The following is a 19,503-nucleotide window of genomic DNA, read 5'->3' as shown; positions in this document are numbered from 1 at the left end:
CGGGTACGCACAAAAGTTGTTGACGCCGTTGTCGGTGGACAACTTCGAAAGGCGTTGGAGCGCAGCGCAACCCGGGCCTGTTTCTGGACCCGTTGGAACTCGGCAACACCCAATTGCTAAGGGCGAGGGTATTTATCGCCCAGGGCAGGTGCAAGGAAATGCGTGGCATGCATAGAGAACCCAAATATTTGGGGGATGCGCAGAACGCTGAATATGCCTGATAGGAGAGTGAAATGGCGGCATCCAAACCCATCACCAGCATTACGCGGTTCATTCCATTGGTCGAAACCGTCGGGTTTGCAACAATTTTCACATGAATCACCAAACTATTTCCCAGGCAGCAGGGTCGCGGTGGCTGATATATACAGCGTTTCCTTAGAGCTCGATATGAACTCCGTGACTCGGGTCTATGCGCCCCGCACAATGGAAGTATGACGGCGATGTCGGTTCCTCCCCGTGCCCAGCAACCCCGCCAGGCCATCCTCGGACAGCTGCCGAAAATCCACCGCACCGATGGATCCCCAATCCGGGTCTTGCTGGTCGATGATGAGCCGGCGCTGACCAACCTGGTCAAGATGGCCCTGCACTATGAGGGCTGGGAAGTCGATGTGGCGCACAACGGCCACGACGCGGTAGCCAAGTTCGACGAGATCGAACCCGACGTCTTGGTGCTCGACATCATGCTGCCCGACATCGACGGCCTGCAGATCCTGCGGCGGGTCCGGGAGGCCGACGGCTATACGCCCACGCTGTTTTTGACCGCCAGGGATTCGGTGCTGGACCGGGTATCGGGGCTGACCGCCGGTGCCGATGACTACATGACCAAACCGTTCAGCCTCGAGGAGTTGGTGGCCCGGCTGCGCGGGCTGCTGCGCCGCTCCAGCCACACCACGCCGGTCTCCGATGAAACCCTGGAGGTCGGCGATTTGGTGCTCGACGGGGCCAGCCGCGAGGTCACCCGGGCCGGTGAGCCGATCAACCTCACCGTCACCGAGTTCGAACTGTTGCGCTACCTGATGCGTAACCCGCGCCGGGCGCTGAGCCGCGCCGAGATCCTGGACCGGGTGTGGAATTACGGGTTCGGCGGGAAGTCCAGCATCGTCGACCTCTACATCTCCTACCTGCGCAAAAAGGTCGATACCGACCGCGAGCCGATGATCCACACCGTGCGCGGCGTCGGCTACATGCTCAGATGATCGCGTGGGATTGCGATTGCCAAACCTGTGCGGAAGTCTATCGCTAGCCCACCCCGATCCTGAGCGCTGGCTCACATCCGACACCGCCATCTACGCAGGTTGTACGTAAGTTGTTGTCCGGCGGGCGCGCAAAGCGCTGCGCGCTGAATTCGTCATGTCGGCGCCGGGTGCGCTTTCACCGGTCACGGCTGTGGGGCGAGATGTCGTGCCTTCGGGGGTTTCGAGCAAGGGCGCTCACCACCTACTAGCGAAGTGCGTAGTTGTACCTCACCAGTGCAGAACGTGGGTGAGGTGATGTTCGGGGTTCTGCGGCGACGGCGCAGCAGCGTGTGGGGTGGGGCCAGCGATGGTGCAAGGCACGGCGAGCCGCTAGCCTCACAGCAACGGCGTCTTGCCGGCACGGCACGAGGGGATGGGAGTGGTCGTTCTGGGCCAGCAGCGAGGATTTGGCGACTTGGAGGCTGTTGTCATGGACACGGTGTGGTCCTACGCCGAACCGGTAACAGTGCGTGACGTATTCGACGAGTTATCGCAGCAGCGCGATATCGCTTACACGACGGTGATGTCCGCCATGGATAACTTGCACCGCAAACGTTGGTTGAAACGCGAGCGGGTGGGCAGGGCCTACAGCTACTGGCCGGCGATGACGCGTGAGGAACGTTCGGCCGACCTCATGCGGGAGGCGTTGCACACCGGTGGAGACGCCGACCTTGTTCTGAACTTCTTTCTCACCAAGATCAACGACGAAGAGTCTGCCCAGATTCGCGCTGCTTTGCGCAAAGCGGCGCGTCGACGTCCACCGTCATGAACGCCGCCTTCTGCCTCTTGCTGTACGGCGCGGTGTTGACCTGGCAGGGTCCTCCCGTACTCAACCGGCTGACCCGCAGTGGCCGCAGTCCACGGCTGTCGGTGACGGTGTGGTTAACGGTGATTGGCCTCGCCGTGGGGGTGTGGCTTGCGGCAGGGTTCACCGTGTTGCGCGAACTTGCCTCAGTCCATCCCGCCGGACGGGTGAGGTACTGCCTGGACATGCTTCTGGCGCTCAACCATGTGGGATGGGCAGGTCATGTGGCCTTGGTGGTGGTCGGCGCGGCGGCGCTGGCCACCTCAGCGATCGTGGCGCGGCGTGTGATCGGGACGCTACGACAGTTCTGCAGGCGCAGCCGCGAACATGCTGATGCGGCGCGCATTGCCGGTTTGGCCACAGACGACCCCAGGGTGGTGGTCCTACTGACCGACGAGCCCACTGCGTACTGCGTGGCAGGCCGACCGCACACCATTGTGGTCACCTCCGGCGCCGTCCAGACTCTTGACGACGACGAATTGGCCGCGCTGCTCGCCCATGAGCAGGCCCACGTAGCGGGTCGCCACACCGAGTTGCTCATGCTGCTGCGGGCGTTGGCGACTGCGATGCCACGCCTTCCCTTGTTTTCGGCGTCGGTACACGCGGTCGGCGCGTTAGTTGAGATGCGCGCCGACGACTCCGCCGCGCGGCGCCACGGGCGCGAGCCGCTGTTGAGCGGGCTGGCCCGGCTGGCCGGGCATTCCCCAGTAGTAGCGGGTGTCACGCTGGGGGCCGCCGCCACCGCCGTGACCGCTCGCGCCGTTCGCTTGAGCACACCCGTCGGATGGATGTCGCAATTCGTCCACCGCCTGGCGCTGTCGGGGACGTTGACGATGATCACTGGCGCACCTGTTGTGATCACGTTGCTCTGCCATCGTTGAACCACCCTATGACCGTGCGGGGTAGCCCCGCACGGTCAGTCGTCGTGGTGCTGTGCGGTTCTGCGCTCTCGGTGGCGGCAAAGGGCAGTGAGACCGTGCACGCCCGGTCACCGCGCCCTATTGCGGGATCACCTAACGAAGTAGATGGTGGCGAACAGGGCTATCCACACAATGTCGACGAAATGCCAGTAGTAGGACACCACAATGGCAGCGGTTGCCTGCGCCGGGGTGAACTTGCTCATCTTTGTGCGGGCGAGCAACAAGATGAAGGCGACCAGGCCGCCAATCACATGCAGGCCATGGAATCCGGTCGTGATGTAGAACACCGAACCGTAGGCGCTGCTGGCCATCGTGGTGCCCTCGTCGACCAGATTGAGATATTCGTAGCCCTGGCCGAGCACGAAAAACAATCCCATCACGAATGTCACGACATACCAGCGGCGCAGCCCGAAGACGTCACCTCGTTCAGCGGCGAATACGCCCATCTGGCAGGTGAACGACGAGGCGATGAGAACCAGGGTGACCGGGACGGCCAGCGCGAGGTTCAGCTCGGTAGGAGGTGGTGGCCAATTTTCACCTGCCTGGGCGCGGGCGGTGAAGTACATCGCGAACAGGCCCGCAAAGAACATCAACTCACTGGACAACCATACGATGGTGCCCACCGCCACCATGTTGGGGCGATTCAGTGAATGCACGCGCGCAGTGATCGCGGTTGGAGAGGTCATGGCATCCCTTTGATTCCGGGCGAGCGATCGCGGATCTACGCTTCAGGATAGTACTATCTAAAATAGTAGATTCGCGGTGCCTGCGACGGGTTACTGTGGGTCACAAGGCAATCTAGAACGGTATGTGGTGCTCGTGCCCGGCTGGAACGCATTGTCGCGCCGACATCCGAGTGCTGGCATGGGCCTGTGTGAGCGTGGTCGGATCGGGTCCGTTGATGCCAGCAATTCCCGGGAAGGCTTCGTGGTTTCTGGAAGTTGACCCGCGTTGGTTCTTCGAGTGTTGACCCACCTATGCGCCTGAGCATTATCGGTGCTGGCTGAGTCAGTGGCGATGTTCTGTGGCGGGGGAGTCCTGGTTGTGGCGGTGTTGCTCGGCGGGGTTGTCGTTGTCGGCGGGGTAAGCGTGGATCACCGGGAGCATCCTCGATGGCTTTGAGTCTCAAACCGCACGCCAGCATCGCCGATGATGACGATCGCGGGTTGGTCCGACATCCCTACCTGTATGAATCATTGACCGACATCGCGTTTCTCGGCCGCCGCGCCCAAATCTGGGGTGAGCTGGTGATCGCCAGCGGCGCGGGGCCCGGCGCTGATGTTCTCGATGTGGTTTGCGGCACCGGCTATTTCACCCACCGCCTCGCCGAGGGTGTTGTTCCCGGGGGCGCCTGGCCCACATTGCGCCGACCACGCAGTGGGCGGCGCGAGGATCGGATCCATGAGCTCACGACGAACCCTGGAAATGCCCTCTTTGTCGAGGACCTCAATCCGCAAATCGCTGGTGCGGAAACGAAACGTCTAATGTGCTGCGGTTGCGAAAGCGCGCGCCTTCTGCGGGATACGCACCCGGTAGTCAGCCTGATGGTCCCTGCTTGCCGCGGTGGGCACCAGCCCTGTGTAAGAGGCGTTTTCAATGCTGACGCCGTAACGTCAATCCTTCTCCAGGCTCTGGATTTCATCTCTGGCAGCCGACAGGTCTGCGACGAGACTCTCGATGTCGGTCACCTTCAGATCTATATGGTCAGCATGAAGGTGAGCCACTCGCTCAACGCGCCCGTCGGCGAACTGGAACCCAACAATCTCCACGGCCGCACGCTCACCACGGCGAGTGCCTCGGAAGAATCGGAAGCGGTCGTCCGCCGGCCCTTCCCAGGCATCGACGTGGACAGCTCCCTCGGGAGGGCCAATAGAGCCATTCTGGGCGGTCATGGGGCGAAGCCTACGCCTTCGCACTTCTGTGCGTCTGCCACTCAAAGCCCGTGCAAGCTAGGCAATCGACTCCGAAAAGCATCCTGGCGCTAGATAATTGAGTTCCTCGGGTCGGCACTGCGGCGGATAACTGCGCCATCTGAGCCCTGTCGCAAACAAAACCAAATGGACGACCGCTACAGCCCGCCGCCGCGGACACTTCCTTCCGCTGTGACCATACGCATGCAAGGATACGCATATGACGCTACGGGCGGTGCAACCGGCAGCCCGAATCGGCAGCGTGGCCGGTGCCGGGAGGTTTCGGCGATGAGCTCGGCTACTACGGTGGATGGGCAGGGGAGCAAACCGGTGTCAACGGTCCTGGCCGCTGCGGCGTTCACCGCGGCGATACTCGGGCTCGGATATCTGGCATTCGGTCTGCTCACTATGCTGGTCTTCACCGCCGGGTTCGTGGGCGGGCTGCTGCTGTGGCTCCTGGTGCCATCGCGCGGGTCCTGGGCCGATATCAAGGTGCCGTACTGGGTCGCCCTGCTGCTATTCGCGCTGCACCGCGTCGAGGAGAACCGGATGGGGTTCTTCCGGTTCCTGGCCGAAGTAACAGGGTTGCCGACACCGGAACTGTCGTCGCCTCCGCTCGTGCTGCTGCTGGCCCTTTCGGTCGGCGCATGGCTAGTGGTGCCATTCCTGATGGCACGCGGCTTGCGGTTCGGGCGTTACTTGGCGTGGACGTTCTTTGCTTCCATGGGTGTCACCGAGCTGGCGCACTTCCTTGTGTTCCCCTGGTTCAGCGATGTTGCCTGGCACTACGTTCCAGGGATGTGGACAGTGATAGCGCTGGCCCCTGTCGCCTGGTTTGGCATGTGGCGGCTGGCCCGCGGCGCCAACGTGAAACCTATTCTCAGCGGCCCCGAACAGACGACCGCGACGCCCTCGTCACCGACAGAATGAACTACGCCACGTTCTTGCCTGCCTGAGCAGCGCGGTTCGAGAACACACATGAGCGACGAGGGCCGGGACACCTACGGGTGGTCTGCTGGCATGCGTTGAGCCTGGTGCCAGGGCAGACCAACAATCGTTCACGCCAGAGGTACATCGGAGGGTTGTCATCCAACTCGGTTTTGGGTGCTGAGCGAGGAGATCGGCACGCGTCGGATCGGTGGCGTTGGGGATTCCGCGATCGCTGGATTCGGTGAGTGCGGCACTGCCGGTGATGAATTCGGTCATGTGCGGCTTGTTGGGTGATGGTGTCCAGGTCGGGCTTGCCGCCGCATTGCAGGTCAGCTTATGGGATTTTGCGGGCGACAACGCGTTCGACGAGCCCAAGGGTGAACCGCTCCACGCGGTCGGCGTCGAGGTCGCTGGCCGACCGAATGTGGTTGAGCGGGCGGCGCAGGAAATGTTCGCCGCCTAGGGGAACAGTGAACAGTTCCAGAAACCGCTGTACGGCCCGCACGGGGGCCGCACTGCTGCGGATGTGGTCGACCAGGATGAGCTGGCCACCTGGGCGCAGTACCCGGGCCATTTCGGCGAGCGCTTGGGTGTGGTCGGGGATGGCGCACAGCCCGAAGGTGCAGACCACGGTGTCAAAGCTGGCGTCGTCGAACGGCAGGTGGTGGGCGTCGGCCCGTTGCAGGGTGGCGGTGCGCCCGAGGTCGGCGGCGCGCTGGCGGGCGAGATCGAGCATCTGCTCGCTCCAGTCGATCCCTGTCAGCGTGACGTCATTGCGGTAGAAGGACAAGTTGAGTCCGGTGCCGATCGCTACTTCCAGAACGTCGCCGGCGGCCTGCTTACAGACCCAGTCGCGGGAATCGCCGAATAGGTGGCGGTCGAAGAATCCGATCTCGCGGTCGTAGGTGCGGGATTTCTTGTCCCAGTACCGGTTCCAGCGGGCGGTGTGATCATCTGATGTTGCCATGGGCTCACCTCGCGTCACCGGCCAGACGATCAGGCACGTCCGATGTGGGGAACAAACCGGCCGACAGTCTCACAGTAGTCGCGGTAGGCCTGGCCGTGAGTGGCGGTCAGGTAGGGCTCTTCGACCACGCGGACCTGCAGTTCGATCGTGACCGCCAGCGCCCCGAACGCGGCCAACGCAAGTGGATTGGGGGTCATGAGGGTGATGCCGGCGGCGAAGGTCAGCATTGCGGTAAAGATCGGGTTGCGCGCCAGGCTGAACACGCCGTGGCGTACCAACGGTGTGGTCTCACTGGGGTCGACGCCGATGCGCCACGACGCACCCATGTCGCGTTGGGCGTAGAGGGTCGCACCGATCCCCGCGACCGCCAGGACCGTGCCGGTTGTCTGGATCCACGGCACCTCCAGGGTACCGACCGGGTCGAGGATGCCGAGTAGTTGCAGCAGGGGCGCGGCGAGGCCCGCGAGGATGGCGGCGATGAACCCTGCCCCGGCCAACCATTCCAGTGAGCCGGGGCGGCCGTTGATCCCGCGGAATCCGGTCGAACCGGTGTGACGGTACTGGGTCCAGCTGCGCCAGCCGAACCCCAACAGGGCGAAGACCAAGTAAAGGGCGAGCGCGGTGATAGGCATCGGGGTGAGTCCTCCTGTCCGGGTGCAGAGCTGGCCGAGTGCTGACGGTGTGCTTTCGGTACGGGCGGTCCTATTCGGCGAGCGCCTTGTCGAGTGCTGCGGTCACGTCCTCGTAGCTTCGGGGCTGGAAACGAGTGCCGTTGAGGAAAAATGTCGGGGTGCCCTGCACGCCCAATGCTCGACCATCGGCCACATCGAGCCGGACGCGCTCCAGTGTCGCCGGATCGGCGTAGGCCGCGTCGAAGGCGGCCATGTCCAGGCCGAGTTCTGCGGCAAATCCACGGAAGACATTGTCGGCCGGGGTCTGCTTCTCACCCCATTGCGCCTGGGTGTCATACATTTTCTTGTACATCGCCTCGAATTGGCCCTGCTGGGCGGCAGCTTCCACCGCCCGCGCGGCCCGCTCGGCGTTGACGTGTGCCTGTAGTGGGAAGTAGCGGATCACGAAGTTCACCCGGTCTCCGTATTCGCCCCGCAGCTGTTCGATCACCGGGTAGAGCGCACGGCAGCCCTCGCATTCGAAGTCGAGAAACTCCACGAACGTCACGTCGCTGCCCGCCACCGTGTTCAGCCGGCGGCTGTTCTCGCGCACCACCTGCCCGACGGCCTCGCTGGTCTCTGGCCGCTGCGCGGTGGTCGGCCCGCGATCACGCGCCGACAGGTAGACCAGAACGCCGATCGCCAGGGCGGCGATGACAAACGCGGTGAGCAAAATACGCCTGGAACGGGCCATGCAGACGTCCTTCCTTAGACATATCAACATACATTAGGATGTGAGTATGGACGAGCAATCGGTAGATGCCTGCGACCTGCTGTGCCTGGACCTGCCGCACGCCGAGGCGATCCGCACCGCCCTCCCAGGCCTGGAGCGGGTCGAACCCGCCGCCGCCGCCGCTCGCGCCCTGGGCGACCCCACACGCCTCACGATCGCCGCGGCCCTGCATGACGGTGAGGAGATGTGTGTCTGCGACATGGCCTGGGTGGTCGGGGCCCCGCAAAACCTGGTGTCCCATCACCTGCGTCAACTCAAGGTCGCCGACATGGTGGTCTCGCGCCGCAACGGACGCCTGGTGATGTACCGGCTGACTGAGCGCGGCCGTGCCTTGACCGCCGCGGTGCTCGGAACTTCTGTGCGCACGGAGGCTGACCGTGTCTGACGCATGCTGCGGACCCCAGGACGACACCGAGCCGCAGGCTGGTCCCGAGAAACTGTGGCAGGTCCGCGAACTGCAACTGGCCGCGCTGTCGGCAGTGTTGCTGCTGGCCGGCTGGCTGGTCGCCCGAGCGGGATACGAATCCTGGTCGCTGGCTATCGAATTGGTCGCCGTCCTGGCGGCCGCGTCGACGTTCGTTCCCGACGCGCTGCGCAACCTGCGGCACGGCCGCATCGGTGTGGGCACGCTGATGACGATCGCCGCGGTCGGGGCGGTCGCGCTCGGCCAGATCGCCGAAGCCGCGTTGCTGGGCATCCTGTTCTCCATCGCCGAGGGGCTCGAACACTACGCGGTCACCCGCACCCGCCGCGGCCTGCGTGCCCTGTTGTCGCTGGTGCCACCCAAAGTCACCGTCATCCGGGGTGGCCGTGAAATCACCTTGTCACCACAGGATCTGGTGATCGGCGAAGTGATGGTGGTGCGGCCCGGGGAACGCGCCGCCACCGACGGCACCGTCACCTCGGGCCGCACCAGCCTCGACCTGTCGGCGATCACCGGTGAGTCGGTCCCGGTCGAGGCCGGTCCCGGCAGCGATGTGCACGCCGGAGCGATCAACGGCGGCGGTGCCATCGAAGTCGCGGTCAGTGCACTGGCCGCCGACAGTTCCCTGGCCCGCATCGTGCATATCGTCGAGGAAGCCCAGGAACGCAAAGGCGCCGGGCAACGCCTGGCCGATCGGATCGCGCGACCCCTCGTACCGGCGATCGTGGTGCTTGCCGCGGCGATCGCCGGTCTCGGTGCGCTACTTGGGGATCCGATGCTCTGGCTGCAACGCGCCCTGGTGGTGCTGGTCGCAGCCTCCCCGTGCGCGTTGGCGATCGCGGTGCCGCTGACGGTGGTCGCGGCCATCGGCGCCGCCAGCCGCCAAGGTGCCCTGGTCAAAGGCGGGGCCGCGGTCGAAGAACTCGGCCGCATCAAGGTCATCGCCCTGGACAAGACCGGCACCCTCACCCGCAACAAACCACAAGTCGTCGCAACAATCACGGTTGACGGCATCACCGAGACGGAGGCGCTGCGCACGGCTGCCGCCCTGGAGGCCCGAAGCGAACATCCACTCGCGCAAGCGATCTTGGCCGCCGCCGACGACGCGACCCCCGCCAGCGAGGTGACCGCGATCCCTGGTCACGGAATCCAGGGCCACCTCGACGGTGCCACCATCCGCCTCGGCAAGCCCAGCTGGATCCCACCCGGCCCACTTACCGACGAGGTCGCACGCCTGCAAGGTCAGGGCGCCACCGTCGTCGTTCTCGAACACGACGGCCATGTCGTCGCCGCCATCGCCGTCCGCGATGAACTTCGTCCCGAAGCCTCTGAGGCCGTGCAGCTTTTGGACCGGATCGGGATCCGGGTGGCGATGCTCACCGGCGACAACCAGCGCACCGCCGACGCCCTGGCAGCCCAAGCCGGCATCACCACCGTGCACGCCGAGCTACTGCCCGAAGACAAGGCCCGGCTACTGCCCGAGTTAGCGGCCGGCAAACCGATCGCCATGGTCGGCGACGGCGTCAACGACGCCCCCGCGCTGGCCACCGCCGACATTGGAATCGCCATGGGCGCCATGGGAACCGACGTCGCCATCGAAACCGCCGACGTCGCACTCATGGGGGAAGACCTGCGCCACCTCCCCCAAGTCCTTGCCCACTCCCGGCACGCCCGAAAAATCATGGTGCAGAACATCGGATTCTCGCTGGCCATCATCGGAGCCCTGATTCCGCTGGCTGCCTTCGGGGTACTCGGCCTGGCCACCGTCGTGTTCATCCACGAATTCGCCGAAGTCCTGGTCATCCTCAACGCCATCCGCGCCGCACGCACCCAACCCCTACCCGGCCTGACCGCCTCACCGGTGACAAACACGACCGCACACCACCTCGACATCGGCGCCCCGCCACCGGCTACCGATGCATGCTGCGGAAGCCCTATTGGTCCCAGGCCAGCAGCCCAGCTCCTGACCCTGGACACCGTGGGGGATCAACCCGGCGATGCGGGTAGCTGCGACTGCTGTGACGACACAGAAGCTGACCCTCCCGCTGGACCGCCCGCAGCGGTAAGCCTGTAAGCCTGTAAGCCTGTAAGCCTGTAAGCCTGTACCAGCTAGTCATCGGTTCCCCGGTCCCGCAATATCTGCCACCAACGTATAGAGGTAGTTTTGCGCTGCGGCGGTTCGTGTTTCATTTCCCGCTGCGGTGACGTAACGCTGAGACGTGGTCATTGATTCGTGGCCGAGTAGCTTCATCAACGTGTAGACGCTGATGTTCGCGCTAGCCAGTTCAGTAGCGTAGGTGTGCCGCAATCCATGCACCATGGCCCCAGGGACCGGCTGGGCATCGGGGCCTGCAAGCTTGAACGCACGCTTAATACGAGACTGCACCGTGCCACGCGTGATCCGCTCGCCGTCACGCCCAACAAACAGAGGTGAACGAGCCGGCCACCGAGACAGACCCAGCGTGGGGGATGCGCGACGTTTGACGGCATCGGGGAATCGGGTCGCTCTACTGTCGAGATAGGCTTCAATGACTCTCAGCAAGTCGGCCTCAACCGGTACCGCCCGATCCTTGCCGCCCTTGCCTCTCACCTGGATGATCCCCGCACCGTCCTTGGCAGTGCGCACATCGCCGATGTCAGCCTGGCGCATTTCCTCCGCGCGCAAGCCCGCCAACAGAGCCGTGAGAATGATCGCCAGATCCCTTTCAGCCCAATCAGTTTGACGTGGCGAGCCCACATCCTCTGCGACAGCGTGTAGTAATGCGCCGACCGCAGCGCGGGGGAGCGCCTTGGGCAGCGACCGTGCGAGTTTCGGTCTACCGACCAACGCCATTGGGTTCGCGGTCAGCAGTTCAGAAGTGAACAGGAATGTGCACAGCACATTCCACGTGGACCAGCATCGCCGGATCGAAGCGGCTTCATGGTCGCGCGCATAGGCGGCGAACGCGGCCCGCATCGAGTCCTTCGTTATGTCAGATATGGCGAGTCGAGCGGGATCGCCGCCGGTGGCCAGCGATGCTATGGCTACAAAGTCCTGGCGGTACGCCTTCATCGTGTGTGCGGACGGTTTGCGGGTCTGCCGATCATTGAGGAACTCGACAAACCAGACCGGCAGCGCATCGGCAGATGCCTCAGTCGTCGCTACAGGGACAGGCGAGGCAGGCGGGGGTCCGTGGCTGACGACCATGTGTCAACGCTGACGCAAGAAAGATGGATAATCAATCTTATCCATCAAATGTGCCAATAATGCAGTGCGGCAGTAACTTTCCCGAGATATCGGAAGTGGGGAAGTGTCACAGTGACGGAAGTGGCTGCAGGCTCCCAAAAGCGCGATCACAGATCCGAAGCCCGGTTGATCCGGTAGATTCTGTGCGCGTAGTCGTCGATATGGAGTTCCCGTACAGTCGTGGCCGCGTAGCCCTCCAGCGTGATCCGGAGATGTTCGTGACGCAAGGCCTGCTCGACCAATTCGGACCGGTTGAGCCCAGCCGCTTGAGCGTCTACATCTGCCGCAGCTAGCACGTCCCGATCCAACGTGATCCACACCTGGGCCTTTCCCACACCGGTCATCTTACTGAATCCTTAACCAACCAAAAGTGGATGTCTGTCTCCGACATAGACTGTCGGAGTGAGTCGCGAGAGCGCCGACGATGAACCCGACAGCTTGACCGTCCTGGCCGAGCTCCTGCACGGCAGCGATCTGTCAGCCGCCCAGAAGCGCGCGGTGCACGACGCCATCGTCAGCAGCGTGCTCGAAGGTGCAACACCTGATCGCAAGTCGATGCTCCGACTCATCGAGTTCGCCGCCGGACGTATCACGTTCGACCAATGCAAAACGCAAGTACTCCAGACGCGCATCTCGAACCTCAACCACGAGCTCACGCAGGCCGACGCCGACTATGCGGCCGGCAACACCATCGCCGGTGAGGATCTGCGCAAGCACTACGGACTCCGCTGATCCCCATCTAGCCCCATTAGGTCCGGAATCCAATGGCTGAGAAGGTTCCCTTCGACATCCAGCCAACAAGGCCAAAAAGTAGAGATTCCTCTCATGCCGACTGCGAAGCGCGCTCCAGCGTCGGGTTCTCGCGATAGAGCAAAGCAATAGCGCCGAGGTTGAGCAGCGTGCCGGCCAGTACGGCTGCGCCACGGCGTTTTCCTTTGATCCCAGCCTCCTTGGTTAGCATCAGCGTCTGGGTTGCGGTCGGTCCAATTAGGGTGACGGCTGAGATTACGCCTGGAGAGTATTCACGCCAGCGTAAGGTCGTTGCGGCGTGGAAGATAGCGTTGGCGAGCATTCCTGCCGCCGTTGAGGTCGCCAACCAGTTGCCCAGCTCGCTCCGCGGATTCCGCGCAGGCATTAGCCCGGCGGCCGTGATCGCCGGCAACAACGTAGTTGCATGCGAAACGATGAAGAACCGGGTACTGAAGGTGCCACCGAAGTGCCGTGACGCCCAATCGGGAAAGCGCGGCAACTCTTCAGCGACATGGATCCAGATCGCCACGGTAAGTCCCAGGTATCGCCAGTTCCGGATCGCCATTCCACCATCCTGACCCCATTCGCATTCGCACTCAACTGTGATTGGGCGTCACTTCTTGCGGTCAACGCACCGAGCGGTCGACGCCCCCGGCGATCACGCAGCCGGGCGACTCTCGCCCCCAGTCCGCAACGTTTGACAATTGCCGAGACCCCGCCAGCCCATTCCCATTCACCCCGAAATCCTCTGGTCGAAAAGGCAATTCACTTTCTTTCGACATCCCAGCCACACCAGGCATTAACGTCACGTGACAGATAAGTTGCAGCGGGGACCGGGAGCGGCGGGGGCGCCTGCGGACGGTGCGGTAGGCGAAAGGCCATCGAATCCGGCGCTCTCACATGGTTCTGGAACGGTAATCCGGCACTGTCAGGTAGTCGCGGAATCAGCGCCGCGCCGGCGACCCAACGTGGACGCCTCGCCGGAAAAGCACTCAGCCACCAGGGCCAGCTCAACTCTCAGATAGTTCCGGAAAACAGGGCGGAATCGGACAGCTCTCACGTTTTCCCGGAATGCTCTCAACTAGTTCCGGATCGGACAAACGTGTCTGCACGACGCCCTTCGGCGACCTTCCGCCAAGCCTACCAATATGCCGATAAGCTACATTATGTCAACTTAACTACTGCATAGTGCATCAGATGAATCACCGCCTGACGTCACCTCTCCTGCCGTCGTTTTCGGCTGCGCTGCGAGACTTTCCGCCCGCCGCCCCGGTGTTGCGCTCTCATGTCGGCTGCAATACCAGCTGCACCAATCGTGCCGATCGCACGTCAGTGGTCGGCTGCCCAACATGTTTCGGTGCCATCACCGGTCGCTCGTGTTTCGGCCCAGCAAGTCGCGTTCCAGGAAGTCTCGGAAGATTCTCGCGAGATCCGTCGCGATCGGGTCGGAGTAATCACCGAGTCGGTTTCCGAGTTGAAAGGCCTCATTGACAACGGCCCGCCGTGGCACTTCAGCGCGGACCTCGTCGCCAAATTCCGTCTCTACCCGTTCCCTGATCGACTGGTCGATGCCGTTTCTACGGTCGAAGCCGGATAGAACCACACCACACCACCTGAGTGGATGTGTTCGTTGGATACGCTCAACTCTGTCACGGGCCTCGCGGGCTTTGCGTACCGCATCAAGGGTCGGTGTGATCGGAGCGTACGCAACGTCACCTAGCTGCATTGCCAAAGCTTCCAGCGAGCCGGTACGGCCGCCGGTGTCGATCAAAATAGTGTCGTAACGGTCAAAGATGCCGGCAGCATCAAAGATTGCCCGCAACAATCCGGTGTCTGGTACGCCGAACCCCGCAACTCGGCCCAAGGAAGCGCCCGCAGGCAGCAAATCGATGCCCGGCCACCTAGTTTCAATGATCTCCTCATCGATTCGTTTCGCACCCTTGTCGGGATTCCCCCAGAAACTGATATCGGCGTCCTCAAGCACTGAGCCTAAGCCGGTCGAATGCTGCGACACTCCAAAGTGATTAGACAGATTTCGCTCTGGGTCTGCGTCGACTAACAACGTGGAGATCCCGGCCCGCGAGGCCTCGCCCGCGAGCATCATCTGCCATAGCGTTTTCGCTGTACCGCCCTTACCCGAAAGCACCAGCACCGAGACAGCTACCATTGCCAGCCTCTATGCAATGCCTGACCCAACTCGCTGCGCTCCTCCATCGTGTTCGCGCTGTTGCCAGACACCTTGCGTTCTCAGCTTATGTGTCGAACAGCGGACATCCCTTGGCCACCCGATGCGAGCAGGCATCACGGCGGGATGATCGGAGCCTTGATCCTATGTGGTGCACACAAGCAGGAACGTTTCCTCCCGGCTTCTTGTAAGAATCCCCTGCCCAGACCCCCGACTCTTCGGTGAACTTCCGCACGGTCCGATTGCGCTGGCCCTCCCCTGCCGCTACATGGTCACATCGTCGGGTTACGCGCTGGTCACCGTTTCATCTTCGAGAGCAAGACGCACAACTTGGGCCGGCCGCACGATCCCGTCGGCCGGCGGCTTGGCATGTCCACCGTCGGTGGTGACGTAAGCGACCCGCCCGTAGTCACCCGGCGCCCGTCCCCAGACAATGCTCGACGGGCCCACCAGCGAATCAGTGAACGGATCACCCGCGACGATCGCCCGCTCCGGCCCGCGGCCTGGCTGTAGCGGAACCCGATGGATCGTGTTGTCGATGTGGGTCGTGATGTAGGCGACGCCGGACCGTTCGTCGAGGCAGAAGTCATCGACCGCGTGGATCCCCTCGGCGATCAGTTCCGGTGCACCCTTCGGCTCGTACGTGCGGGGGTCGACGGCGACGCGCAGGAAGCTCTCCGCCGCAGACCCCGTGTAGTACAAATGACCGGTAGAGGCGGCATAGCGCACTCCGTTGACGCCCGGCATCGGGATCTGCACGGTGTTTGACAGCACCACCGGCGCGAACGGATCCGTGTACGACGGTGCCATGGACGCATGCTGCAACCACGGCTTGGCGGTCGCGCTCAGGCCGTCGTCGCTGAGGTCGACCCGCCAGATGAGTCCCTCCACACAGTCGGCCACGACGATCACGTTCGGGGCCAGGAGGCACGAGCCGTTCGGTCCTGCGCTGTCGGGAGCGAAGGTCAGCACACGGCAGGTCGGTACCGCGCCACCCGGTGTCCACTCGCGAAAATCGAAGCGGTACAACGCCGGATCGCCGAGCGTTCCGACGTAGAAGATGTCGGGTTCGGCCTCAACGATGCCCATGGTGAGCCCGTCGAGTGTCGCGATGAGGATCGGCTCGACCGGGATGGCGCTCGTCGGCGCGGGCAGGTACCAGAGCTCACTGTGGTTGAGGGCGGTCACCAGGATGGATCCATCGGTGCGCACCGCGATGTTCTCCAGGAAGTAGTTCGGCGGGAAGTTCGCCACCGCTGCGAGCGAGTTGTTCGTCGTGTTGCTGATCGTCATGAGGCTCCTTCGAAATGTTCTGTTACGTCGAGGTGCGGCATCCGGCCGTCTACTTCAGCTGGGCGCCGGCACCTCGAACAGGCTGAGCAATGCGGATACGGTGAGGTACTGCCCCATCAGCGCCACGATGTCGAACAGGCCCCGCCGACCGAAGGCCGCTTCGGCGGCCCGATACAGCGCCTCGTCGATGCGATGATTCTTCGAAAGTTGCTGCGCCAGTTCGGCCGCGATCAGTTCGTCACCGCGGAGGGATGTCGGGATTTCACCGTGGGCCAACGCCTGGATGGCCGCCTTGTCGATTCCGGCGTTGGCTGCCAGCACCGAGTGCGCATAGAGCTCGTACTCGGCGGCCCACACTCCCCCGACTGCCAAGATGACGATCTCGCGGATGCGCTCGCCAAGCGTGGTGTACCTCGATTCGGCGGCAGAGAAAGCCAGGAAGCGAGCGGCGATTTCGGGATGATGCAGGAACGCGTTGAATGGGCCGATCAATCGGCCATCCGGTGAGGTGATTTCGAATCCCGCACTGCTGGCCCACGGCAATTGTGCGGCCCTCACCGAGGCCGCCAGGTCCTGCTGCTCGGGCGTAAATCCGGCGGGGTCAACCAAAGGTAAACGCCCGCCTAACTTTTCATTCACGGCAGCCAAGGCCGTCCTCCTTCGGTGTGGATGTCGTTTCGGCACCGTCGGTCTGTAGAGAGTCCGATCGGCCGCACGACTCCACGATGCCTATCCGCTCGCCATATGTGAAGTGCATCGTTTGTCTACCAATGCATGCGCTCAGCGCATAGTTAACAATGGCGACGGCTAGAGGTGTTGCCGCGGATCAGCCCTCGGCGGGCGGCGCCCCCGAAGCCGGTGAGGTGGTCACGGCCTGCAGGGTGCGCCGCAGCCACCGATGCCACGGGTCGGCATCCATCCGCGGGTGCCAGACCGCATAAATACCGAATGGCGGGATCTCGGGCGGCGCCGGGACCACGCTGGTCGCACCGTCACCGGTCACCCAGGGCAGCAGTCGCGACGGGAACGTCAGCACCAGGTCGGATCCGGGCAGCGCCGCCGGCGCGGTGACGTGGAACGGGGTGGTCACCTGAATGCGACGCGACACTCCGAGGCTGTGCAGCACGGGATCCACGCCGGGCTGCATCCCGTCTTCGACGTCGATTGCCAGGTGCGGCCAGCGCAGGTACTGCGCCAACCCCATGGACCGCCGCTTGGCCAGCGGATGATCGGCTGCCACTACAGCGACGAACCGATCGCTGAAGAGCTTCTCGGCGCGATATCGCGGCGGTGGCGTTCGGCCGAGGGCTAGCAGGTCGATACCGCCGCCCTCGAGCTTGTCGAACGCCCGACCGTCGAGCACCTCGAACGAGATCGTCGACTCCGGCGATTCGGCGCGGATGGCTCGGGCGAGGGCCGTGCCGAACGCCGACACCGTGTAATCGGTGAGCATGATGCGGATATCGCGGGCCGCCGTCGCCGGATCGAAGGCGTCCGTACCAAACAGCTCGTCCAAACTCGGTAGGAATGTTGAGATTTGAGCGCGGATTCGCTCTGCGCGCGGCGTCAGGGCATAGCCTTCGTCACCGCGCACAAGCAGTTCGTCGTCGAAGAGCCGTCGCAGCCGGTTCAGCGTGCGACTCATCGCGGGTTGGCTGACGCCCACCCGCTCGGCGGCGCGAGAGACGTGTCTTTCGTCGAGCAGCGCGACGAGACCTGGGAGCAGGTTCAGGTCAACCCGATGCAGATTCAACGGGCGCATGACCCACAGCATAGATAATGCGCATCAGTAATACGTTGATCACCTCACATGACCAGAAACATGGCCGGATCAATAGGGCGGACTACCAGTGAGTCACGCCGCGTTCATAGCGGAACCTCCATCGCTCTCGGGCCGACCCGGGTGCACACTATGACGTGGCCATTTCTGCAACAGTGTTCAAAGTCGAACTTGGCGTCTCCGATGTCGATCACGGTTACTACGCCGATCACGCCCTGACCGTGGCCCGGCACCCCAGTGAGACCGATGAGCGGATGGTGGTGCGGTTGTTGGCGTTTGGGCTGCGCGCACACCGACTCAGCGACATCGACGGTGAGTTGGCGTTCGGGGCGGGCCTGTCCACTCCTGGCGTACCGGACTTGCGGCTCGCCGACTACACCGGCCGGATCCTGGAGTGGATCAACGTCGGCCAGCCCGACGAACGCGTGTTGGGCAAGGCGGCCAGCCAGGCCGACCAGGTGCTGCTGTTCCCGTTTGCCGCCGGCGTTGCCACCTGGTGGCGCACCGTCGGGCCCAAAGTGGCGGGACTGCCGAATCTATCGGTGGTGCAGATACCGCACGCACCGGTGCAGCAACTGGCCCAAACTGTCGATCGACGGGTCTCGGCGCAGGTGATGGTGATCGAAGGTCAAGTGACGATGACCGTAGGCGGCGTCGACGTCACCTTCACGCCCGAGCCGTTGCAGTGAACGTCTCGGCCCTGACTCTGGTCGATGGTGCCACGTCCAGCCAGACGGCCTCAGTGCACTACTCGGCCGACCGCGACGAAACCCGCGAGCACAAGCAGAATCATGTTGATCGGCAGTGGTTGTCGCTCGTCGCGGGTCAGGTGCACTCGTAACGCGCCGACTTGGACGACAACCAAGCCGACTGCGGCGATCGGGGTCAGCATTGTGGCAATACCTGTGAGTCCGGGCAGGATCATCCCCAGCGCACCGAGGATCTCAACGGCCCCCACACTTTTGACGGCCGCATCGGAATGGTCTTTCATCCAGTCGAGTCGGCCAGTTGCGACAAGTTGTTCTCGGGGGCGAATGACCTTGAGCCCACCGGCGACGATATAGACGAGCGCTAGCAGCGTCTGCGTTGCCCATAACGCAATGTTCACGGCACCTTCCAATCCTTAGTATCGCTAGGTGGTCACATCATGTGGCCGCTGCGGAGGGCCCACAAAAGGCACATCCGTGTATGTATCCAGGAAGGCGCCGACCATATGACGGACATCACACCGCCAGGGGTGGTGCAAATACCCGAAGGGGGCGCGGTCCGCGAGGTGCTCGACCGCATAGGCGACAAGTGGAGTCTGCTGATCATCGGCACTTTGCGTCATGGCCCAATGAGGTTCGGCGAGATCCAAACGACGGTGGCCGGCATCTCCCAACGCATGCTCACGTTGACGCTCAACCGCCTGGTCAACGACAGCCTGGTCACCCGGACGGCCTTCCCCGAAATACCCCCTCGGGTCGAGTACGACCTAACTGAACTCGGACGAACTCTTTTGCCGCTGGTCATTTCCTTGGCCGAATGGGCCATGGCGCACCACGAAGAAATCACCGCGAGTCGCAGATCAATGTGACGCGAGCGGCGGTGGCACCGCCATGTAGGGCCGACCGACGCGAGTCGCCGGAGCGCTCTCTCTGAGCCGTACTGAGTTGCCCGCCAACAGGACTTGAA

22 protein-coding genes are annotated in these 19,503 nt (G+C 63.3%); 10 read left to right on the top strand and 12 right to left on the bottom strand.

The window, feature by feature from the left end; all coding sequences use genetic code 11:
* Nucleotides 1-431 precede the first annotated feature (431 nt).
* The 3 genes from K6L26_RS16480 (at nt 432) to K6L26_RS16470 (ending at nt 2,921) form a co-directional block, all read left to right on the top strand.
* Nucleotides 432-1,196, top strand: coding sequence for a response regulator transcription factor (locus tag K6L26_RS16480; protein ID WP_047041111.1), 765 nt, complete (start codon nt 432-434; stop codon nt 1,194-1,196).
* 418 nt (nt 1,197-1,614) lie between these two features.
* Complete coding sequence (locus K6L26_RS16475; RefSeq protein WP_280639560.1) at nt 1,615-2,004, top strand: BlaI/MecI/CopY family transcriptional regulator; 390 nt, start codon at nt 1,615-1,617, stop codon at nt 2,002-2,004.
* Nucleotides 2,001-2,921 carry a M56 family metallopeptidase gene (locus K6L26_RS16470; protein WP_019348596.1) on the top strand — a complete coding sequence of 307 codons (921 nt, stop codon included), beginning with the start codon at nt 2,001-2,003 and terminating at the stop codon, nt 2,919-2,921. The genes K6L26_RS16475 and K6L26_RS16470 overlap by 4 nt, the downstream gene beginning before the upstream one ends.
* Nucleotides 2,922-3,049: 128 nt before the next feature.
* Here K6L26_RS16470 and ctaE read toward each other — a convergent pair whose 3' ends face one another.
* The gene (ctaE, locus tag K6L26_RS16465) at nt 3,050-3,646 is read right to left on the bottom strand and encodes an aa3-type cytochrome oxidase subunit III (RefSeq protein WP_019348597.1); all 597 of its coding nucleotides are present in this window, start codon (nt 3,644-3,646) and stop codon (nt 3,050-3,052) included.
* Nucleotides 3,647-4,072: 426 nt separating this feature from the next.
* Here ctaE and K6L26_RS16460 point away from each other — a divergent pair, with 426 nt between their 5' ends.
* Entirely contained in the window at nt 4,073-4,945 is an 873-nt protein-coding gene (locus K6L26_RS16460) for a hypothetical protein (RefSeq protein WP_131722456.1), read from the top strand.
* A gap of 255 nt (nt 4,946-5,200) precedes the next feature.
* Entirely contained in the window at nt 5,201-5,800 is a 600-nt protein-coding gene (locus tag K6L26_RS16455) for a hypothetical protein (RefSeq protein ID WP_234713578.1), read from the top strand.
* Nucleotides 5,801-6,134: 334 nt separating this feature from the next.
* Here the strand turns inward: K6L26_RS16455 and K6L26_RS16450 are convergent, their stop codons facing one another.
* From K6L26_RS16450 to K6L26_RS16440, 3 genes are all read right to left on the bottom strand, one after another.
* Nucleotides 6,135-6,767: a class I SAM-dependent methyltransferase gene (locus tag K6L26_RS16450; RefSeq protein WP_019343365.1), complete on the bottom strand. Its 633-nt coding sequence runs from the start codon at nt 6,765-6,767 to the stop codon at nt 6,135-6,137.
* A gap of 29 nt (nt 6,768-6,796) precedes the next feature.
* The gene (locus K6L26_RS16445; RefSeq protein WP_019343366.1) at nt 6,797-7,399 is read right to left on the bottom strand and encodes a methyltransferase family protein; all 603 of its coding nucleotides are present in this window, start codon (nt 7,397-7,399) and stop codon (nt 6,797-6,799) included.
* A gap of 70 nt (nt 7,400-7,469) precedes the next feature.
* Entirely contained in the window at nt 7,470-8,132 is a 663-nt protein-coding gene (locus tag K6L26_RS16440) for a DsbA family protein (protein WP_019343367.1), read from the bottom strand.
* Nucleotides 8,133-8,178: 46 nt separating this feature from the next.
* Here K6L26_RS16440 and K6L26_RS16435 point away from each other — a divergent pair, with 46 nt between their 5' ends.
* Both K6L26_RS16435 and K6L26_RS16430 read left to right on the top strand, forming a co-directional pair.
* Nucleotides 8,179-8,556, top strand: coding sequence for an ArsR/SmtB family transcription factor (locus K6L26_RS16435; protein ID WP_019343368.1), 378 nt, complete (start codon nt 8,179-8,181; stop codon nt 8,554-8,556).
* Nucleotides 8,549-10,669: a heavy metal translocating P-type ATPase gene (locus K6L26_RS16430; protein WP_047039792.1), complete on the top strand. Its 2,121-nt coding sequence runs from the start codon at nt 8,549-8,551 to the stop codon at nt 10,667-10,669. The genes K6L26_RS16435 and K6L26_RS16430 overlap by 8 nt, the downstream gene beginning before the upstream one ends.
* A gap of 39 nt (nt 10,670-10,708) precedes the next feature.
* On the opposite strand, the gene K6L26_RS16425 is transcribed toward K6L26_RS16430, so the two are convergent.
* Nucleotides 10,709-11,782: a tyrosine-type recombinase/integrase gene (locus K6L26_RS16425; RefSeq protein WP_019344579.1), complete on the bottom strand. Its 1,074-nt coding sequence runs from the start codon at nt 11,780-11,782 to the stop codon at nt 10,709-10,711.
* 146 nt (nt 11,783-11,928) lie between these two features.
* Nucleotides 11,929-12,165: a ribbon-helix-helix protein, CopG family gene (locus tag K6L26_RS16420; RefSeq protein ID WP_019344578.1), complete on the bottom strand. Its 237-nt coding sequence runs from the start codon at nt 12,163-12,165 to the stop codon at nt 11,929-11,931.
* Nucleotides 12,166-12,223: 58 nt separating this feature from the next.
* Here K6L26_RS16420 and K6L26_RS16415 point away from each other — a divergent pair, with 58 nt between their 5' ends.
* Nucleotides 12,224-12,553 (top strand): antitoxin VbhA family protein, encoded by a 330-nt coding sequence (locus tag K6L26_RS16415; RefSeq protein WP_019344577.1) that lies wholly within the window; start codon nt 12,224-12,226, stop codon nt 12,551-12,553.
* Between the two features lie 91 nt (nt 12,554-12,644).
* Here K6L26_RS16415 and K6L26_RS16410 read toward each other — a convergent pair whose 3' ends face one another.
* From K6L26_RS16410 to K6L26_RS16390, 5 genes are all read right to left on the bottom strand, one after another.
* A complete protein-coding gene (locus K6L26_RS16410) occupies nt 12,645-13,136 on the bottom strand; it encodes an HXXEE domain-containing protein (RefSeq protein WP_019344576.1) in 492 nt (163 codons plus the stop codon).
* A 798-nt stretch (nt 13,137-13,934) separates the two neighbouring features.
* Nucleotides 13,935-14,738, bottom strand: a complete 804-nt coding sequence (locus K6L26_RS16405) for a ParA family protein (protein WP_221850818.1) — start codon at nt 14,736-14,738, stop codon at nt 13,935-13,937.
* Between the two features lie 303 nt (nt 14,739-15,041).
* The gene (locus tag K6L26_RS16400; RefSeq protein WP_221850816.1) at nt 15,042-16,049 is read right to left on the bottom strand and encodes a hypothetical protein; all 1,008 of its coding nucleotides are present in this window, start codon (nt 16,047-16,049) and stop codon (nt 15,042-15,044) included.
* Between the two features lie 54 nt (nt 16,050-16,103).
* Nucleotides 16,104-16,658: a carboxymuconolactone decarboxylase family protein gene (locus K6L26_RS16395; RefSeq protein ID WP_221850814.1), complete on the bottom strand. Its 555-nt coding sequence runs from the start codon at nt 16,656-16,658 to the stop codon at nt 16,104-16,106.
* Nucleotides 16,659-16,875: 217 nt separating this feature from the next.
* Nucleotides 16,876-17,811: a LysR family transcriptional regulator gene (locus tag K6L26_RS16390; protein WP_221850812.1), complete on the bottom strand. Its 936-nt coding sequence runs from the start codon at nt 17,809-17,811 to the stop codon at nt 16,876-16,878.
* A 155-nt stretch (nt 17,812-17,966) separates the two neighbouring features.
* Between K6L26_RS16390 and K6L26_RS16385 the strand changes: the two genes are divergently transcribed.
* Nucleotides 17,967-18,518 carry a YaeQ family protein gene (locus tag K6L26_RS16385; protein ID WP_076213754.1) on the top strand — a complete coding sequence of 184 codons (552 nt, stop codon included), beginning with the start codon at nt 17,967-17,969 and terminating at the stop codon, nt 18,516-18,518.
* A gap of 50 nt (nt 18,519-18,568) precedes the next feature.
* On the opposite strand, the gene K6L26_RS16380 is transcribed toward K6L26_RS16385, so the two are convergent.
* Nucleotides 18,569-18,949 (bottom strand): DoxX family protein, encoded by a 381-nt coding sequence (locus K6L26_RS16380; protein ID WP_174551600.1) that lies wholly within the window; start codon nt 18,947-18,949, stop codon nt 18,569-18,571.
* 93 nt (nt 18,950-19,042) lie between these two features.
* Between K6L26_RS16380 and K6L26_RS16375 the strand changes: the two genes are divergently transcribed.
* Nucleotides 19,043-19,405: a winged helix-turn-helix transcriptional regulator gene (locus K6L26_RS16375; RefSeq protein WP_043368183.1), complete on the top strand. Its 363-nt coding sequence runs from the start codon at nt 19,043-19,045 to the stop codon at nt 19,403-19,405.
* The last annotated feature ends 98 nt before the right edge of the window (nt 19,406-19,503 follow it).

The sequence above is a fragment of the Mycobacterium farcinogenes genome, assembly GCF_019739075.1.
In the GTDB taxonomy this organism is placed as follows: domain Bacteria; phylum Actinomycetota; class Actinomycetes; order Mycobacteriales; family Mycobacteriaceae; genus Mycobacterium; species Mycobacterium senegalense.
This window is presented reverse-complemented; position numbering and strand designations above follow the sequence as displayed.

Excerpts from the sequence above, each read along its gene's own strand:
- K6L26_RS16480 (WP_047041111.1), top strand. The coding sequence starts at position 432 with ATGACGGCGATGTCGGTTCCTCCCCGTGCCCAGCAACCCCGCCAGGCC.
- K6L26_RS16470 (WP_019348596.1), top strand. The coding sequence starts at position 2,001 with ATGAACGCCGCCTTCTGCCTCTTGCTGTACGGCGCGGTGTTGACCTGG.
- ctaE (WP_019348597.1), bottom strand. The coding sequence starts at position 3,646 with ATGACCTCTCCAACCGCGATCACTGCGCGCGTGCATTCACTGAATCGC.
- K6L26_RS16460 (WP_131722456.1), top strand. The coding sequence starts at position 4,073 with ATGGCTTTGAGTCTCAAACCGCACGCCAGCATCGCCGATGATGACGAT.
- K6L26_RS16450 (WP_019343365.1), bottom strand. The coding sequence starts at position 6,767 with ATGGCAACATCAGATGATCACACCGCCCGCTGGAACCGGTACTGGGAC.
- K6L26_RS16445 (WP_019343366.1), bottom strand. The coding sequence starts at position 7,399 with ATGCCTATCACCGCGCTCGCCCTTTACTTGGTCTTCGCCCTGTTGGGG.
- K6L26_RS16440 (WP_019343367.1), bottom strand. The coding sequence starts at position 8,132 with ATGGCCCGTTCCAGGCGTATTTTGCTCACCGCGTTTGTCATCGCCGCC.
- K6L26_RS16435 (WP_019343368.1), top strand. The coding sequence starts at position 8,179 with ATGGACGAGCAATCGGTAGATGCCTGCGACCTGCTGTGCCTGGACCTG.
- K6L26_RS16425 (WP_019344579.1), bottom strand. The coding sequence starts at position 11,782 with ATGGTCGTCAGCCACGGACCCCCGCCTGCCTCGCCTGTCCCTGTAGCG.
- K6L26_RS16420 (WP_019344578.1), bottom strand. The coding sequence starts at position 12,165 with ATGACCGGTGTGGGAAAGGCCCAGGTGTGGATCACGTTGGATCGGGAC.
- K6L26_RS16410 (WP_019344576.1), bottom strand. The coding sequence starts at position 13,136 with ATGGCGATCCGGAACTGGCGATACCTGGGACTTACCGTGGCGATCTGG.
- K6L26_RS16405 (WP_221850818.1), bottom strand. The coding sequence starts at position 14,738 with ATGGTAGCTGTCTCGGTGCTGGTGCTTTCGGGTAAGGGCGGTACAGCG.
- K6L26_RS16400 (WP_221850816.1), bottom strand. The coding sequence starts at position 16,049 with ATGACGATCAGCAACACGACGAACAACTCGCTCGCAGCGGTGGCGAAC.
- K6L26_RS16390 (WP_221850812.1), bottom strand. The coding sequence starts at position 17,811 with ATGCGCCCGTTGAATCTGCATCGGGTTGACCTGAACCTGCTCCCAGGT.
- K6L26_RS16375 (WP_043368183.1), top strand. The coding sequence starts at position 19,043 with ATGACGGACATCACACCGCCAGGGGTGGTGCAAATACCCGAAGGGGGC.